Origin of the sequence: Marinovum sp., from assembly GCF_048263515.1 — a bacterium.
Lineage (GTDB): Bacteria > Pseudomonadota > Alphaproteobacteria > Rhodobacterales > Rhodobacteraceae > Marinovum.
Window position 1 is genome coordinate 53,589 of record NZ_JBLXEC010000006.1, and the last position, 15,478, is coordinate 69,066.

12 protein-coding genes are annotated in these 15,478 nt (G+C 65.8%); 4 read left to right on the forward strand and 8 right to left on the reverse strand.

Features of this window, described 5'->3' with window-relative positions:
* Positions 1-35 precede the first annotated feature (35 nt).
* The 3 genes from glgB to ACN0SE_RS07760 all read right to left on the reverse strand — a co-directional run bounded on the left by glgB (position 36) and on the right by ACN0SE_RS07760 (position 5,960).
* On the reverse strand, positions 36-2,246 hold the full coding sequence (gene glgB / locus ACN0SE_RS07750; protein WP_417523939.1) for a 1,4-alpha-glucan branching protein GlgB: 2,211 nt from the start codon (positions 2,244-2,246) through the stop codon (positions 36-38).
* Complete coding sequence (locus ACN0SE_RS07755; RefSeq protein ID WP_417523940.1) at positions 2,243-4,621, reverse strand: glycogen/starch/alpha-glucan phosphorylase; 2,379 nt, start codon at positions 4,619-4,621, stop codon at positions 2,243-2,245. The genes glgB and ACN0SE_RS07755 overlap by 4 nt, the downstream gene beginning before the upstream one ends.
* Positions 4,622-4,775: 154 nt before the next feature.
* Complete coding sequence (locus tag ACN0SE_RS07760; protein ID WP_417523941.1) at positions 4,776-5,960, reverse strand: cytochrome P450; 1,185 nt, start codon at positions 5,958-5,960, stop codon at positions 4,776-4,778.
* Between the two features lie 58 nt (positions 5,961-6,018).
* Here ACN0SE_RS07760 and ACN0SE_RS07765 point away from each other — a divergent pair, with 58 nt between their 5' ends.
* Both ACN0SE_RS07765 and ACN0SE_RS07770 read left to right on the forward strand, forming a co-directional pair.
* Positions 6,019-7,773, forward strand: coding sequence for an ATP-binding protein (locus tag ACN0SE_RS07765; RefSeq protein ID WP_417523942.1), 1,755 nt, complete (start codon positions 6,019-6,021; stop codon positions 7,771-7,773).
* On the forward strand, positions 7,770-8,996 hold the full coding sequence (locus tag ACN0SE_RS07770) for a sigma-54-dependent transcriptional regulator (RefSeq protein ID WP_417523943.1): 1,227 nt from the start codon (positions 7,770-7,772) through the stop codon (positions 8,994-8,996). The genes ACN0SE_RS07765 and ACN0SE_RS07770 overlap by 4 nt, the downstream gene beginning before the upstream one ends.
* On the opposite strand, the gene ACN0SE_RS07775 is transcribed toward ACN0SE_RS07770, so the two are convergent.
* From ACN0SE_RS07775 to ACN0SE_RS07795, 5 genes are all read right to left on the reverse strand, one after another.
* A complete protein-coding gene (locus tag ACN0SE_RS07775) occupies positions 8,993-10,177 on the reverse strand; it encodes a vWA domain-containing protein (protein WP_417523944.1) in 1,185 nt (394 codons plus the stop codon). The two genes, ACN0SE_RS07770 and ACN0SE_RS07775, sit on opposite strands and share 4 nt — an antisense overlap.
* A gap of 10 nt (positions 10,178-10,187) precedes the next feature.
* On the reverse strand, positions 10,188-10,355 hold the full coding sequence (locus ACN0SE_RS07780) for an apolipoprotein acyltransferase (RefSeq protein ID WP_417523945.1): 168 nt from the start codon (positions 10,353-10,355) through the stop codon (positions 10,188-10,190).
* 39 nt (positions 10,356-10,394) lie between these two features.
* Entirely contained in the window at positions 10,395-11,771 is a 1,377-nt protein-coding gene (locus tag ACN0SE_RS07785; RefSeq protein ID WP_417523946.1) for a DUF2927 domain-containing protein, read from the reverse strand.
* Between the two features lie 3 nt (positions 11,772-11,774).
* The gene (locus ACN0SE_RS07790) at positions 11,775-12,239 is read right to left on the reverse strand and encodes a GNAT family N-acetyltransferase (protein ID WP_417523947.1); all 465 of its coding nucleotides are present in this window, start codon (positions 12,237-12,239) and stop codon (positions 11,775-11,777) included.
* 435 nt (positions 12,240-12,674) lie between these two features.
* Positions 12,675-13,514: an AAA family ATPase gene (locus ACN0SE_RS07795; RefSeq protein ID WP_417523948.1), complete on the reverse strand. Its 840-nt coding sequence runs from the start codon at positions 13,512-13,514 to the stop codon at positions 12,675-12,677.
* 182 nt (positions 13,515-13,696) lie between these two features.
* On the opposite strand from ACN0SE_RS07795, the gene dksA reads away from it, so the two are divergent.
* Both dksA and ACN0SE_RS07805 read left to right on the forward strand, forming a co-directional pair.
* Positions 13,697-14,119: an RNA polymerase-binding protein DksA gene (dksA, locus tag ACN0SE_RS07800; RefSeq protein WP_417523949.1), complete on the forward strand. Its 423-nt coding sequence runs from the start codon at positions 13,697-13,699 to the stop codon at positions 14,117-14,119.
* A gap of 87 nt (positions 14,120-14,206) precedes the next feature.
* Positions 14,207-15,388, forward strand: a complete 1,182-nt coding sequence (locus ACN0SE_RS07805) for an FAD-dependent oxidoreductase (RefSeq protein WP_417523950.1) — start codon at positions 14,207-14,209, stop codon at positions 15,386-15,388.
* Positions 15,389-15,478: the final 90 nt, after the last annotated feature.

Genomic DNA, 15,478 nt, shown 5'->3' on the forward strand with positions numbered 1-15,478 from the left:
CCTCCCCCTGGTGTCAAAGTCGTATAGAGTTGTCGTTATTTCTTCTTGATTTTCACGAACATCGCCGCCAGCGGCGGGATCGTCAGCTCGAGCGACTGCTCGCAGCCATGCGCGGGCTCCGCGCTGGTGACGAGCGGCCCGGGATTGACCTGGTTGCTGCCGGCATAGTCCGCCGCATCGGTGTTGAGCGCCTCCTCCCAAGTGCCCGCCAGCGGCACGCCGATCCGGTAACCCGGCCGCGTGACCGGGGTGAAGTTGCAGACCACCAGCACCGGGTCGCTGCCCTCCTTGCCTTCGCGGATCCACGAGAAGATCGACTCGCCCGCGTTGCCGCCGTCGACCCAGCGGAAACCCTCGGGCTTGCTGTCGAGCTCGTAGAGCGCCGGGGTGGCACGGTAGAGCTTGTTGAGATCACGGACCAGCGACTGCACGCCCTTGTGGGTCGGGTAGTCGAGCAGGTGCCAGTCGAGGCTCGACTCGTTGTTCCACTCGTCCCACTGGCCGAATTCGCAGGACATGAAGAGCAGCTTCTTGCCCGGGTGACCCCACATGAAGCCGTAGTAGGCCCGCAGGTTGGCGAACTTCTGCCATTCGTCGCCCGGCATCCGGTCGATGATCGAGCCCTTGCCGTGCACCACCTCGTCATGGCTCAGCGGCAGAACGAAGTTTTCGCTGAAGGCGTAGTGCAACCCGAAGGTCATCTTGTCGTGGTGATACTTCCGGTGAATCGGATCCTCGCCCATGTAGCGCAGAGTGTCGTTCATCCAGCCCATGTTCCACTTGAAACCGAAGCCCAGCCCGCCGGTGTCGGTGGGGGCGGAGACGCCGGGAAAGGCGGTGCTTTCCTCGGCAATGGTCATGATGTCGGGCTGATCGGCATAGACCGCCTCGTTCATGCGCTGCATGAAGCTGATCGCTTCGAGGTTCTCGCGGCCGCCATGGATGTTGGGCACCCATTCGCCTTCTTTCCGGGAGTAGTCGCGATAAAGCATCGAAGCCACGGCATCGACCCGCAGGCCATCGATGTGATACTCCTGCACCCAGAATTTCGCGTTGGCGATCAGGTAGTTGGCCACCTCGGTGCGGCCGTAGTTGTAGACCAGCGTGTTCCAGTCGGGGTGGAAGCCCTCCTTGGGATCGGCATGTTCGTAGAGCGCCGAGCCGTCAAAGCGGCCAAGCCCGTGCTGGTCGGTCGGGAAGTGGCCGGGCACCCAGTCGATGATCAGCCCGATGTCGGCCTGGTGGCAGGCGTCGACAAAGTAGCGGAAGTCATCCGGCGTGCCGAAGCGCGAGGTCGGCGCATAAAGGCCCACCGGCTGATAGCCCCAGGAGCCGCCGAAGGGATATTCGCTGATCGGCGTGGTCTCGATATGGGTGAACCCCATCTCCTTGACATAGGCCACCAGCTCGTCGGCCATCTCGCGGTAGCTGAGCGAGCGGCTGTCTTCCTCGGGCACCCGGCGCCAGCTTTCCAGATGCACCTCGTAGACCGAGATCGGCCGGTCGATGCGATGCTCGCCGCCGCGTTTCGACATCCAGCCCTTGTCCTGCCAGTCGTAGTTCGACAGGTCGCGCACCACCGAAGCGGTGCGGGGCGGCAGCTCGGCGCCAAAGCCCACAGGGTCGGCCTTGAGCGGCATCAATTGGCCGTCGACGCCGAGGATCTCGTACTTGTAGGTGGTGCCGTCGCCGATGCCCGGCACGAAGATCTCGTGCACCCCCGAGGCGCCGCGCCGGCGCATGACAAACCGCCGGCCATCCCAGCCGTTGAAGTCGCCCACCACCGAAACGCGCTTGGCGTTGGGCGCCCAGACGGCGAAATGGGTGCCTGCGACGCCCTCGTGGGTCATCACATGCGCGCCCAGCGCCTTCCAGAGATAGCCGTGGGTGCCTTCGCCCAGCAGGTATTCATCGAACTCGCCCAGCACGTTGCCAAAGGCATAGGGGTCGTGTTCCGTCCAGCTGTCGCCGCCGCGGGTCATCCGCAGCTTGTAGTCGAAGCGTTTCTTGCGCCGCGGGATTTCGGCGACAAAGACACCGTCGCCCCCCTCGGCCCGCTCCAGCGAAACAACCGCCTTGCCGGTCTGGGCGTCGATCAGATCGACGCTGTCGGCCTCGGGTCGGAACACGCGGACGACAAGCTTGCCGTTGACCTCGTGCATGCCGAGCACGGCAAAGGGATTGCCGTGCGACCCGTCCGCAAGGGAAGCTGCTTCGTCGGGGTGGACCAGGGGGGCATCAGTCATGCAGTTTTCTCCATTCCGCCGTTGTTGACCGGGCCCGCGTGCCAGATGTCACGCGCATAGCCCTGGATTGTCCGATCCGACGAGAACCAGCCCATGTTGGCCGTGTTCCTGAGCGCCATGGCCGCCCAACCGCTCTGGTTGCGATAGGCGACATCGACACGGCGCTGCGCGTCGAAGTAGCTGTCGAAATCGCAGGTCACGAGGAAGTAGTCGTGATCGTAGAGATTCCCGACAAGTTCATGATACCGCGTAACTTCGTCCGGGCAAAACACGCCGTCGACGATTTGTCCGAGAACCCGGCTGAGACGCGGGCTGGCCTCGATGGCATTGCGCGCGAAACCGTGCTCACGGCGGCGCTCCTGCACCTCTTGTGCCGTCAGGCCGAAGAGGAAGAAGTTTTCCGGACCCACGTGTTCGCGGATCTCGACGTTGGCACCGTCCAGCGTGCCGATGGTCAGCGCGCCGTTCAGGGCGAACTTCATGTTGCCGGTGCCAGAGGCTTCCTTGCCGGCGGTCGAGATCTGTTCGCTCAGGTCGGCGGCGGGGATCAGATCCTCGGCCATGGTGACATTGTAGTTCGGCGGATAGACCACCTTGAGCAGGTCGCGGGTCACCGGATCGGTGTTGATCTTGGCGGCGACGTCGTTGATCAGGCGGATGATCTGCTTGGCCACGTGATAGCCCGGTGCCGCCTTGCCGCCGAAGATCTTGACGCGCGGCGTCCAGTCACCCTTGGGGTTGTCGCGGATCTCGTTCCAGAGCGCGATGGTCTCGAGAATGTTCATCAGCTGGCGCTTGTACTCGTGGATCCGCTTGATCTGCACGTCGAACATCGCGTCGGGGTTCACCTCGACGCCGCAGGTCTCCTTGATCCACTGTGCCAGCTGCACCTTGTTGGCGCGCTTGGCGGCCTGGAACTCGGCGAGGAAGGCCTTGTCGCCGGCCTTGTCGTTCAGCTTCTTGAGCTGCTCGAGGTCGGCCACCCAGCCTTCGCCGATCTCGCGGGTGATCAGATCCGACAGCGGCTGGTTGCAGGTATAGAGCCAGCGCCGCGGGGTGATGCCGTTGGTCTGGTTGATGATCCGCGTCGGGTGGATGCGGTGCAGGTCCTCGAAGACGGTTTCCTTGACCAGCTCGCTGTGCAGCGCCGAAACGCCGTTGACCTTGTGCGCCATGATGAAGGCCAGTTCGCCCATCTGCACGTGGTCATGCTCGATGATCCGCGGGCTGCCGGGGTGCTGTTCCTGGTGGTCGTGATCGATCGCGCGGATGATCTCCAGATGCCGCGGCAGGACATAGGCCATCAGACCCACGTGCCATTTCTCCAGCGCTTCGGGCAGCAGCGTGTGGTTGGTGTAGCCCAGGCAGTTGCGGGCGATCTCGATCGCCTCGGGCATCTCGAGGCCATGCACATCCACCAGCTGGCGGACAAGCTCCGGGCCGGCGATGGCCGGGTGGGTGTCGTTGAGCTGGATGGCGACGTGGTCGGGCAGGGCGCGGATGTCGTCGTGATCCGACAGGTAGCGCCGCATCAGGTCCATGATCGAGGCCGCGGTGAAGAAGTATTCCTGCTTCAGCCGCAACTGCTTGCCGGCGTCGGTGGTGTCGTCGGGGTAGAGCACGCGGGAAATCGTGCGGGCCAGCGCCTCGGAGCGGCCGGCAGCGAGGTAATCGCCGCGGTTGAAGCTTTCGAGGTCGAAGGCGCCCGGCGCCTTGGCCGACCAGAGCCGCAGGGTGTTGCCCCAGGTGCCCTTCCAGCCGATCACCGGCGTGTCATAGGCGGTGGCCAGAACGGTTTCCGACGAGACCCAGCGCGCCTTGCCTTCGTGGTGTTCGACATGGCCGCCGAACTGGATGCGGTATTTCACTTCCGGGCGTTCGAATTCCCAGGCGTGGCGCTGCGACAGCCAGGTCTCGGCGGTCTCGACCTGCTTGCCGTCAGAGAATTTCTGCTCGAAGAGACCGTGCTCGTAACGGATGCCGTAGCCGTAGGCGGGGATGCCCAGGGTCGCCAGCGAGTCCATGAAGCAGGCGGCCAGACGGCCGAGGCCGCCATTGCCCAGCGCCGCGTCGGGCTCGTCATGCACGATGGTTTCGTAGTCCTGGCCCAGTTCCTCGATGGCGGCGCGGGCCTCCTTGTCGAGACCGAGGTTGGCGGCCATGTCCTCGACCAGCCGGCCCATCAGGAACTCGAGCGAGAGGTAATAGACCCGCTTGGCGTTCGAGGCATAGGTTTCGCGGGTGCTCCGGTACCAGTGGTCGACCATGCGGTCGCGCAGGGCAAGCGACAGCGCAATGCGCCAGTCGTAGACCGAGGAATGCTCGGCGTCCTTGCCCAGCGAGTATCGAATGTGGTGAAGGATGTCGTCTTTCATGGGTCTGCTCTCAGCAATGGCGTTTGGACACTGTTAGCGCTAAAGGTCCAAATCCGCCACTCGGAAGATTCCGGATCGGCGGATTTGCCACATGCGTCCGCAGGCAGTGCAAGGGTCGTCAAGGTGCAAGAGCCTTCCGGGGATACCACGTGCGTCAACCTCGTGTCAGCATCAAATTTCGAAGTCCGTGGAAATGGTAGAGGTTGGCATAGACCGGCGGTTCGGCGATCCCGAGGCCCGGCAGGCGCTCGAACAGCACCCTCAGCGCGATCTGCAACTCCAGCCGCGCCAACGGCGCGCCGACGCAGAAGTGCCGGCCGGCACCAAAGGCCACGTGCGGTTTGAGATGACGATTCGGATCGAAGCGGTCGGGGTCGTCCCAGGTCTGCGGGTCGCGCCCGGCAGCGCCCAGCAGCAGGCCGATGCGGTCGCCGCGCTTCAGGCTGGTCCGGCCGATCTCGAGATCCTCGTAGACCCAACGGGTGAACATGTGCAGCGGCGGATCGTAGCGCAGGATCTCCTCGACCGTGGCGTCGATCATCTCCGCGGAGGTCCAGTCGGGGTCGGCGCCCGTCTCCAGCATTGCCTTCACGCCGTTGCCCAGAGTGTTCACCGTCGCCTCGTGACCGGCATTGAGCAGCAGGACACAGGTGGCGATCAGCTCGTCGAGGCTCAGCGTCTCGCCATCGGCCTCGGCGGCGATCAGCCGGGTGATCAGGTCGTCGCCCGGGGTGCGGCGGCGGGTGGCGACGTAGTCGGCCAGAAAGGCCGAGAAGTCGCGCGCGGCGGCATTGGCAGCCTCCTCGATCTCGCGGTCGCGGCGGGCCTGGTACATCGCCACCATGGCGTTCGACCAGGCCAGAAGCTGGTCGGCCATGTCGTCGGGCACGCCCAGTAGCCGCGCGATCACGATCACCGGCACCTTGGCGGCATAAAGCGGCAGCAGGTCGAAATCGCCCTCGGGGAAGGCGTCGATCAGGTCGTGACAGAGCGTCTCGATCTCGGGCGCCAGTCCGGCGATGCCGCGCGCGGTGAAGGCATGCAGCACCAGCTTGCGCAGCCTTGTGTGGCGCGGCGCTTCGAGCTCGAGCATGGAATTGTCGTCAACGGCATAGAAGTCGCGCAGATGCGTGGGCCGGGGGTGCTTGAGCTCTTCCGGCGCCTCGCGGCCCATACGGCTGTCGCGCAGGGCGGCATTCACCGCGGCGTGAGAGAAGGCGCAGTCGATGCCGTAGTCGCGCCAATGATGCACGGCGCCCCGGGCCCGCGCCTTAGCATAGAACGGGTAAGGGTTCTGGACAAAATCCGGATCGGTGGGGGATTGGGTCAACTCTGCCATGACCGCATCCTCACCGGTTGGCATTCCTTTGCAAGGGGGGACGCGTTAAACTCTGTGAATGACATCGAAATCTTCCTCATTACGCGGGTTGGCCGCGCTCTACATCGCATGTATCGCCGTGGTGAGCGCCGGGGTCTGGCATACCGGCTTTCGCCAGGGGCTCGACCAGATTGCCCGGCGCGGCGAGGCCGGGCTGTCGCTGGCCGCCGACCGGCTGACCGCCGAGCTGCGCCATCATGCCGAGGTGGCGGTGCTGACCGCCGGTCACCCGGCGCTGGCGGGCTTGCACGACGGCGGGGATCGCGCGGCGGCCGATGCGCTGCTGCTCGATGTGGGGGACAAGACCTCGGCGCTGACCATGCTCTATGTCGATGACCGGGGCCGGGTGCTGGCGGCCTCCGGTCCGAACACGCCCGAGGACCTGCCGGGCAGCCCCTATTTCCGCCGCGCCATGCAGGGTGCGCTGGGGTCGGGGCATGGCGTGAGCAAGACCTTCGGCGTGCGCGCCTGGTTCTTTGCCGCGCCGACTTTTGACGCCACAGGCAAGGTGCGCGGCGCGCTGATCCTCGGGGTCGACATCGACCGGCTGGAAGAGAACTGGCGCGGCGACCGCCCGGCGATCTACTTTGTCGCCGGTGACGGGCAGGTCTTCATCTCGAACCGCTCCGAGCTTCTGTTCTGGCGCCAGCCGCAGGGCGAAATGGGGCTCGAGACGCCGGCGGGCGACCGACCGAGGCGGGTCACGGTCGGCGCGCATGAGGTCTGGTGGATCGACTGGTCGCCCTATGTGCCGCGCCGGGCGTTGCACCTGAGCCAGGACCTGCCGGTCATCGGCCTGCGCGCCGAGGCGCTGATCGACACCGGCCCGGCGCTGCGCATGGCGCTGTGGCAGGCGGCGGCGGTGGCGGCGCTGATGGCCACCTTCGGGGCGCTGCTCTATCTCGCGGGCGCAAGGCGTCGGGCGCTGTCGCAGGCCAATGCAAGGCTGGAAAGCCGCGTCGCGGCCCGCACCGCGCAGCTGTCGCAGACCAACACCGCGCTGCGCCACGAGGTCAGCGAACGGCAGGAGGCCGAGGCGGCGCTGAAACGCGCCCAGGCCGATCTGGTGCAGGCCGGCAAGCTCTCGGCGCTGGGGCAGATGTCGGCGGGCATCAGCCACGAGCTGAACCAGCCGCTGATGGCGATCCAGCAATATGCCGAGAACGCCCGCGCCTTTCTCGACCGCGACCGGCCCGAGACCGCGCGCGAGAACCTCGGTCGGATTGCCGCCATGGCCGCGCGCATGGCGCGGATCATCAAGAACCTGCGCGCCTTCGCCCGCAACGAGAGCGAGCCGATGGGCAAGGTCGATATCGTCGCGGTCATAGACAGCGCCATCGAGTTGGCCGAGCCGCGGCTGAAACAGGGTGGGGTGACGCTCGACTGGCAGCGCCCTGAGGGGCCGGTCTGGGTCTGGGGCGGCGAGGTGCGGCTGGGGCAGGTCTTCGTCAACCTGATCTCCAACGCTGCCGACGCCATGGAGGACGCGCCGCGCCGCGCCCTGACCATCGCCCTGACCGAGGGGACGCGGCCGGTGGTGACGGTGCGCGACACCGGACCGGGGATCGCCGATCCCGACCGGATCTTCGATCCGTTCTATTCCACCAAGCAGGTCGGCGGCCCGGATGGCATGGGCCTTGGCCTCTCGATCTCCTACGGTCTGGTGCAAAGCTTCGGCGGCACCATCCGCGGCAGCAATGCGCCAGAGGGCGGCGCGGTGTTCAGCGTCGAGCTCGACCAATGGACCGGCGGCGAGAAAGAGGAAGCGGCATGAGACGGGTGCTCCTGGTCGATGACGACGCCGGCCTGCGCGAAGCGCTGTGCCAATCGCTGGAACTGGCAGAGTACGACACCGTGCCGGCGGGATCCTTCGTGGTGGCCAAGGACCACATCACACCGGCCTTCGAGGGGGTGATCCTCAGCGATATCCGTATGCCCGGGCGCGACGGTTTTCACCTGCTGGACCATGCGCAACAGGTCGACCCGGACCTGCCGGTGATCCTGCTGACCGGCGTGGGCGACATTCCGATGGCGGTGCGGGCGCTTGGTGCCGGGGCCTTTGCCTTTCTGGAGAAACCCTGCGCCACCGAGGATTTGCTTAAGGTACTCGACCGGGCCCTGAAGGCCCGCGCCATGGTGCTGGAAAACCGCCGCTTCAAGAGCCAGTTGGAAACCGGCGATCCGGCGGCCCGCATGCTCTTTGGCAACTCGGCCCTGGCCGAGGCGCTGCGCACTCAGGTGCGGCAGGTGGCGGGATCGACGGCGGATGTGCTGATCATCGGGCCGCAGGGCTCGGGCATTTCCAAGGTGGCCGAGGTCATTCACCTGTCCTCGCCGCGCGCCAAGGCACCCTTTGAGAAACGGGCCGCCCGCAGCCTCGACCGCGCGGCCCTGCGCGAGGTCTTTGGCCGGGCCGAGGGCGGCGTGCTCTTCATCGACGGCATCGCCGACCTGCCGGCTGACAGCCAGCTCGACCTGCTCGACTTGCTGGACGCGGGCCACGGGGTGCGGCTGATCGCCGGCGCCGTTGACGGGCTGGACCAGCCCTTTGCCGAAGGGCGGGTGACCGCCGACCTCTACTATCGCCTCAACGTGCACGTGGTGCGCATTCCGGCGCTCTCGGAGCGGCCAGAGGATATCCCTGTGCTGTTCCGCCACTACGTCGATCAGGCCGCCGAACAGGCCGGCATCACCCCGCCAGAGATCAGCCCGGACCATGCCGCCGCCCTGATGGCACAGAGCTGGCCAGGCAATGCCCGGTCGCTGATGTCGGCGGCAATGCGCTTTGTTCTGGGGATGCCGGAGGAGGTGGCGCGCAATTCCGAGCAGGGGCTCGCGGCGCAGATGGCGCAGGTCGAACGCTCGCTGCTGATCGCCGCGCTCAGCCGGCAGAACGGCCGCGCCTCGGAGGCGGCGAAACAGCTGAAACTGCCGCGCAAGACGCTTTATGACAAGCTCGCGCGTTACGGCATCAAGCCCGAGGACTACCGTCGCTAGCGGGCCAGCGCCTTCATCCCGCGTTCCAGACCTTCGAGCGTCATCGGTACCATCGCGCCTTCGAAGATTTCGCGGATCATGCCGATCGACTGGGTATAGTCCCAATGCCGTTCCGGCACCGGGTTGATCCAGAGGTTGTCGGGCCATTGGTCGCGGGCACGCTGCAGCCAGACCTGGCCGGCCTCTTCGTTCCAGTGCTCGTTGGCGCCGCCGGCATAGGCGATCTCATAGGGGCTCATCGAGGCATCGCCGACGAAGATGCACTTGTAGTCCGAGCCATAGGTGCGCAGCACTTCCCAAGTCGGCGTCACTTCCGACCAGCGGCGGCGATTGTCGCGCCAGACGCCTTCATACAGGCAATTGTGGAAGTAGTAGTATTCGAGGTGCTTGAACTCGCTGCGCGCGGCCGAGAACAGCTCTTCCACCACCCGGATATGCGCATCCATCGAGCCGCCGACATCGAGAAACAGCACCACCTTGACCGCATTGTGCCGCTCCGGCCGGGTCTTGACGTCGAGGTAGCCGTTTTCGGCGGTGGCGCGGATCGTGCCGTCGAGGTCGAGCTCTTCGTTCGCGCCGGTGCGCGCCCAGTTGCGCAGGCGTTTCAGCGCCACCTTGATGTTGCGGGTGCCAAGCTCGATGTTGTCGTCGAGATTGCGGAATTCGCGCTTGTCCCAGACCTTGACCGCGCGCTGGTGGCGGCTTTTTTCCTGGCCGATGCGCACGCCTTCGGGGTTGTAGCCATTGGCGCCGAAAGGCGAGGTGCCGGCGGTGCCGATCCACTTGGAGCCGCCTTGGTGACGGCCTTTCTGCTCTTCGAGCCGCTTCTTCAGCGTCTCCATCAGCTTGTCGAAGCCGCCGAGGCTCTGGATCTCGGCCATTTCCTCGGGGCTGAGATGCTTCTCGGCCATCTTGCGCAACCAGTCCTCCGGCAGGTCGACGGCATTCAGCACGTCCTGCGCCGAGACCGTCTCGAGCCCCTTGAAGCTGTGGGCGAATGCGCGGTCGAACTTGTCGAGATTGCGCTCGTCCTTCACCATGGCGGTGCGGGCGAGGTAATAGAAGGCATCGACGTCATAGGTCACGAGACCCGCGCTCATGCCTTCGAGAAAGGTGAGATATTCCCTGAGCGAGACCGGGACGCCGACGCGCCGCAGGGTTTCGAAGAAGGGGACGAACATGGCCCGCGCCTCAGAGCGCGAGGCGGTGGATCACCAGCGTCGCCAGCATGCCCAGAAGCGCGAAGGCCAGGGCATAGATGCCGACATATTGCACCACATCCAGCGTCTTGCCGCCGCGCCGCTTGGCGATCGTGCCGCCGATGATACCGCCGAGTATGGCGCCGATGATGACCAGCATCTTCTTGTGTCCTCTTGCCTGCGGTGGCGCTGGCGGGGGTTACCCGCGCTGGCCCTTGAGCGGGCTGAGCGAGGCAATCTCGCGCAATTTCGCGCGCACCGCCCAATCCGCGCCAAAGCCGTAGCGCGCCCATCCCAGAGAGTCCATCCGCACTTCGCGTGCCTCCGAGACCCTTCCGGTCAGGTCAAGCGCCTCGGCCCGCAACAGCAGCAGCGTGCTCAGAAGTGCCGCGTTCTCGTGCCGCGCGGCGGTGTCTATATGCGGCGCCACCAGCGCCAGCGTGGTCTCTGGCCGGCCACGCGCCAGTTCCAGCGCGCCCAGCTGCGAGGCGACGTAGGCAAGGTGCAGATCGGTCGAGGGGCTCATCCGGTAGAAGCGGCCGGCGGCCTCGAATTCGGCGCGCGCCTGATCGGGGTCGGTGATCAGCAGGATGCGGCCCATGGCGTAATGCGAAAAGGCACGACGGTGATCCTGCCAGCCCATGGCCGAGGCAACCTGGAGCGCCTCGGTGGCGGCAGCGCGGCGCTGGAAGTGCTTGGCGCCGGGGCCCAGCGCCTTTTGCACCGCGTCGATCCAGACCCTGGGCGTGCGCGACTGGCGGTTGACGCCGAGGCCTTCGCCACCCGGGTTGAGCCGCGCCAGGATGCCGGGCAGGCGGGCGGCGACCACCGCGCGGTTCATGCCGGAGCTCAGCGCGCTGTCATAGGTGGCGCGCAGGATCAGCATGTCGAAGCCCGTCAGCACGGTGTGGACGTTGTCGTCGTTGAACACCGAATCCGACAGCCGGTAGAGATCGTTGAGCGGCCCGAGCGATTGCGCCAGTTCCTCGTGCAGGCAATCGCGCATCTCCTGCGGGGTGGTGTCGTTGGGCACGAAGATCGCCACCGAGGTGCGCTCTTCCAGCTTGGCCCAGTTCAGCAGGCTCGAGCGGCGCTTGCGCTTGTACTCGGCAATCGAAGAGACATTGGGCACCACGAAACAGGCCGCCATCGGCAGGGCGCGGCGGATCTCGGCCGAGCTGATCGCCTCGATGGTGACCTGCGCCGGCGTGTCGGCGCTGACCTGGCGGATGTCGAGCCCGGCCTCCGCGCGCAGCCGGTGCAGCAGGCGCTTGAGATCGCGGTCGAGCTGCGCCGGGGCATTGCCGGTCACCCTGACGGCAATCGGCCCCTCGAAGCGCGACAGCCGCGGCAGCTGCCGGCCGCTCTCGAGCTGGAAATGCAGGTCCATGAAATCGCGGGCAATGTCGGAATTCGACCGGCTGGCGGGCAGGGGCCGCGGCACCGAGAAGGTCTTCATCGCCGGCAGCGAGGAGTCAAGGCTCGCGGCCCGGGTCGGCGTGTCCGACGGCGCGATCGGCATGCAGGCGGAGAGCAGGAGAACAAAGGGAAGAAAGAACGGACGGGTGCGACGCATGTCTCAGGCTCTCTGATATTTGATGAAAGGGGTCAGCACTCCGATGCGGTCATAGAGATCGCGGGCGGTGTGGTTGAACTCCTGAGTGAGCCAGTAGACCGACGGCGCGCCGGCGGCATCGGCGGCGGCATAGACCGCCTCCATCAGCTTGCGACCGATGCCCCGGCCGCGCAACTCGGGCGCGGCATAAAGGTCCTGCAGGTAACAGACGTCTTCCTCTTTCCAGCCGTGACGGTGGAAGAGGTAATGCGCGAGGCCCACCAGACGGCCGTCGCACTCGGCGACAAGGGCGTTGAAATCGCGCGGATCGTCGCCCAGCAGCCGGCGAAAGGTGGTGTCAAACACCGCCTCGGGCAGGGTGGTTTCGTAGAATGCCAGATACCCCTGCCAGAGCGCCTGCCAATTGCCCCGATCCTCGGGCCGCAATTCACGGATGGTTACGGGAAGACCCGCTGCCTCTTTGGACATTTATTTGTCTGCCTGCTCTCTCGGATGCGTCTAGACATCCGTCATGGCTTTGTCGCCTTTTGGGTGAGTATAGGGCAATGTCATGAATTTCTAAGCCGCTTTTCCGCCATGAATTGCCCGCGGGCGAAACCGTTGCAATTCAGCCGTATCAAGGGGTTGGCTTGTGGGGCGGTGATCTGGATCACACCAGATGTGGTGGGATCGGGGGGTCCTCTGTGCGGTTTGGGTGGCAGTGGGCTGCGGCTGTGGGTGCCTTATTGGGTGCCGTGGATCGCTTGGCTGGCGTGGGGGGAAGTGGGGGCTCTGCCCCCGTCGCCATGGGCGACTCCCCCGAGGGTATTTTTTGGCAAGAGGAATGGGGGGGGGTGGGCGCTTTGGTCGGATTTGTGCCTCTGGGGGGCGCCGGGGGTGGGCGCCCCTTGGGCGAGCGGGGGGTCAGCGGGCGCGGCGGGCCATGAAGGCGAGGCGCTCGAAGAGGTGCACGTCCTGCTCGTTCTTCAGCAGCGCGCCGTGCAGCTTGGGCAGGGCGCTGGCGCCGTCGCGGGCGAGATCCTCGGGGGTGAGGTCCTCGGCCAGCAGCAGCTTGAGCCAGTCGAGCACCTCTGACGTGGAAGGTTTCTTCTTCAGCCCGGCCTGATCGCGGATCTCGTAGAACTGGGTCAGCGCGGTGGTCAGCAGCGCGTCCTTGATGCCGGGGTGATGCACCTCGACGATCTTGCGCATGGTCGCCTCGTCGGGAAAGCGGATGTAATGGAAGAAGCAGCGGCGCAGAAAGGCGTCGGGCAGTTCCTTTTCATTGTTCGAGGTGATGATCACGATCGGGCGCTGCCGCGCCTTGATGGTTTCGCCGGTCTCGTAGACGTGGAATTCCATCTTGTCGAGTTCCTGAAGCAGGTCGTTGGGGAACTCGATGTCGGCCTTGTCGATCTCGTCGATCAGCAGCACCACCTTCTCGTCGGCCTCGAAGGCCTGCCAGAGCTTGCCCTTGCGGATGTAGTTGCGCACGTCATGCACCCGCTCTTCGCCGAGCTGGCTGTCGCGCAGGCGCGAGACGGCGTCATATTCGTAGAGCCCCTGCTGCGCCTTGGTGGTCGACTTGATGTTCCATTCCAGCATCCGCAGGCCCAGCGCCTCGGCCACCTGGCGGGCCAGTTCGGTCTTGCCGGTGCCGGGTTCGCCCTTGACCAGAAGCGGGCGTTCCAGCGTGACAGCGGCGTTTACCGCTAACGTGAGGTCGTCTGTCGCCACATAGCTTTCGGTGCCCTCGAATTTCATGTCCGCTCCTTGATCCTGGCTGTCGCCGCGGACCCTAGCGATCCGAGGAATTCACCGCAATACAGCGCTTTGTGTAGTGACATTCTCGTGCTCACGGAGTAATCGAAGCGCGCAGGGGTTGCCGGTCAAAGGGAGGGCTAAACTTGATTTCATCTGAGGCTGGCCAAAAAAAGGGAGCGGATATGAAACAGGAATCGTTTCTACCCGAAGATTATCGTCCGGCGGAGGACGAACCATTCATGAACGAGCGGCATCTCGAATATTTTCGCCGCAAGCTGATTACCTGGAAGAACGAACTTCTCGACGAAACCCGCGACACCATCGAAGGGCTTCAGGAGAGCACGCGCAACATTCCCGACGTGGCCGACCGCGCCAGCGAAGAGACCGACCGTGCCATCGAGCTGCGCACCCGTGACCGGCAGCGCAAGCTTGTCGCCAAGATCAATGCGGCCCTGCGCCGGATCGACGAGGGCGAATACGGCTATTGCGAAGTGACCGGCGAGCCGATTTCGCTCAAGCGTCTGGATGCGCGCCCGATCGCCACCATGAGCCTCGAGGCGCAGGAGCGTCACGAGCGCCGCGAGAAGGTGCACCGCGAAGATTGAGCCGCGGGCCGATCGAACGATCCTGAAAACGCCGGGGCCTCTTGCTCCGGCGTTTTTGTCACAAGGGTCATGTCAGAGAGGGGACGGATGAGCCTTCTGGGTCTGGACATCTGCATAATCGGCGGCGGCATCGGCGGGCTGGCCGCGGCGCTGTGCCTGAGCGGGCGGGGCGCGCAGGTCACCCTTCTGGAACAGGCCGAAGCATTGCGAGAGGTCGGCGCCGGCCTGCAGGTCAGCCCCAACGGCTTGCGGGTGATCGAGGCGCTGGGGCTAGCGACGGAGCTTGCGGCGCGTGGGGTTCAAGGCAGGGCGGTCTCGCTGCGGGATTTCCGCGACGGGGGCGAGGTGGCACGGCTCGACCTGGGGCTGCTGCCGGAGGACCAGCGCTATTTCTTTGTCCATCGCGCCGATCTGATCGACCTTCTCGCCGGCGAGGCGCGCGCGCGCGGCGTCGAGGTCAGGCTGGGGGCGCAGGTGGCGGAGGTGCATCCCGGCAAGCGGCCCGAGCTGGTGATGGCGGATAGCAGTACCCGGACAGCTGACCTGGTGGTCGGGGCTGACGGGCTGCATTCGCGGCTGCGTGACGCGCTGATCGGCGCGGCGAAACCGCAGTTCACCGGGCAGGTGGCCTGGCGGGCTGTCATCCCGAATGTCACCGGTCAGGGGCCCGAGGTGCAGGTGCATATGGGGCCGGGGCGGCATCTGGTCTGTTATCCGCTGCGCGATGGCCAGGTGCTCAACATCGTGGCGGCGCAGGAGCGCGAGGCCTGGGCAGAGGAGAGCTGGACCCACCGCGACGATCCCGCCAACCTGCGCGCGGCCTTTGCCCGGTTCGGCGGGCCGGTGCCCGAGATGCTCGGCGCGGTCGAGGAGGTCATGCTCTGGGGCCTGTTCCGTCACAAGGTGGCCGAGCGCTGGGTCGGCGGCAATTGCGCGCTGCTGGGGGACGCGGCGCATCCGACGCTGCCGTACCTCGCCCAGGGGGCCAACATGGCGCTGGAGGATGCCTGGGCGCTGAGCGCCTGTCTGGCCGGTCATGACGAGACGGCGGCCGGGCTCGCCGCCTATCAGCAGCTGCGCATGGCGCGCTGTCAGCGCATCGTCGAGACCGCCACCGGCAACGCCTGGAAATACCACCTGCGGCCCGGTCCGCTGCGACTGGCGGCGCATACCGCGCTGCGGCTCGGGGCGCGGCTGGCGCCGGTGCGGGCGCTGCGGCAGTTCGACTGGCTTTACGGATACGACGTGACGCGCCTGCCCGAAGGCTGAGACACGACGCCGCGGCACCGGGGGGAATTCCCGGCCTCAGGCGCATGTTCGCCTTGTGTTCTCATTTTTCCATTGGCGAAGCGCCGGGCA

What these genes read in the sequence shown, in the direction of transcription:
- ACN0SE_RS07770 (WP_417523943.1), top strand. Translation starts at nt 7,770, where the DNA reads ATGAGACGGGTGCTCCTGGTCGATGACGACGCCGGCCTGCGCGAAGCG.
- ACN0SE_RS07755 (WP_417523940.1), bottom strand. Translation starts at nt 4,621, where the DNA reads ATGAAAGACGACATCCTTCACCACATTCGATACTCGCTGGGCAAGGAC.
- ACN0SE_RS07790 (WP_417523947.1), bottom strand. Translation starts at nt 12,239, where the DNA reads ATGTCCAAAGAGGCAGCGGGTCTTCCCGTAACCATCCGTGAATTGCGG.
- ACN0SE_RS07805 (WP_417523950.1), top strand. Translation starts at nt 14,207, where the DNA reads ATGAGCCTTCTGGGTCTGGACATCTGCATAATCGGCGGCGGCATCGGC.
- ACN0SE_RS07775 (WP_417523944.1), bottom strand. Translation starts at nt 10,177, where the DNA reads ATGTTCGTCCCCTTCTTCGAAACCCTGCGGCGCGTCGGCGTCCCGGTC.
- ACN0SE_RS07785 (WP_417523946.1), bottom strand. Translation starts at nt 11,771, where the DNA reads ATGCGTCGCACCCGTCCGTTCTTTCTTCCCTTTGTTCTCCTGCTCTCC.
- ACN0SE_RS07795 (WP_417523948.1), bottom strand. Translation starts at nt 13,514, where the DNA reads ATGAAATTCGAGGGCACCGAAAGCTATGTGGCGACAGACGACCTCACG.
- dksA (WP_417523949.1), top strand. Translation starts at nt 13,697, where the DNA reads ATGAAACAGGAATCGTTTCTACCCGAAGATTATCGTCCGGCGGAGGAC.
- ACN0SE_RS07780 (WP_417523945.1), bottom strand. Translation starts at nt 10,355, where the DNA reads ATGCTGGTCATCATCGGCGCCATACTCGGCGGTATCATCGGCGGCACG.
- glgB (WP_417523939.1), bottom strand. Translation starts at nt 2,246, where the DNA reads ATGACTGATGCCCCCCTGGTCCACCCCGACGAAGCAGCTTCCCTTGCG.
- ACN0SE_RS07765 (WP_417523942.1), top strand. Translation starts at nt 6,019, where the DNA reads ATGACATCGAAATCTTCCTCATTACGCGGGTTGGCCGCGCTCTACATC.
- ACN0SE_RS07760 (WP_417523941.1), bottom strand. Translation starts at nt 5,960, where the DNA reads ATGGCAGAGTTGACCCAATCCCCCACCGATCCGGATTTTGTCCAGAAC.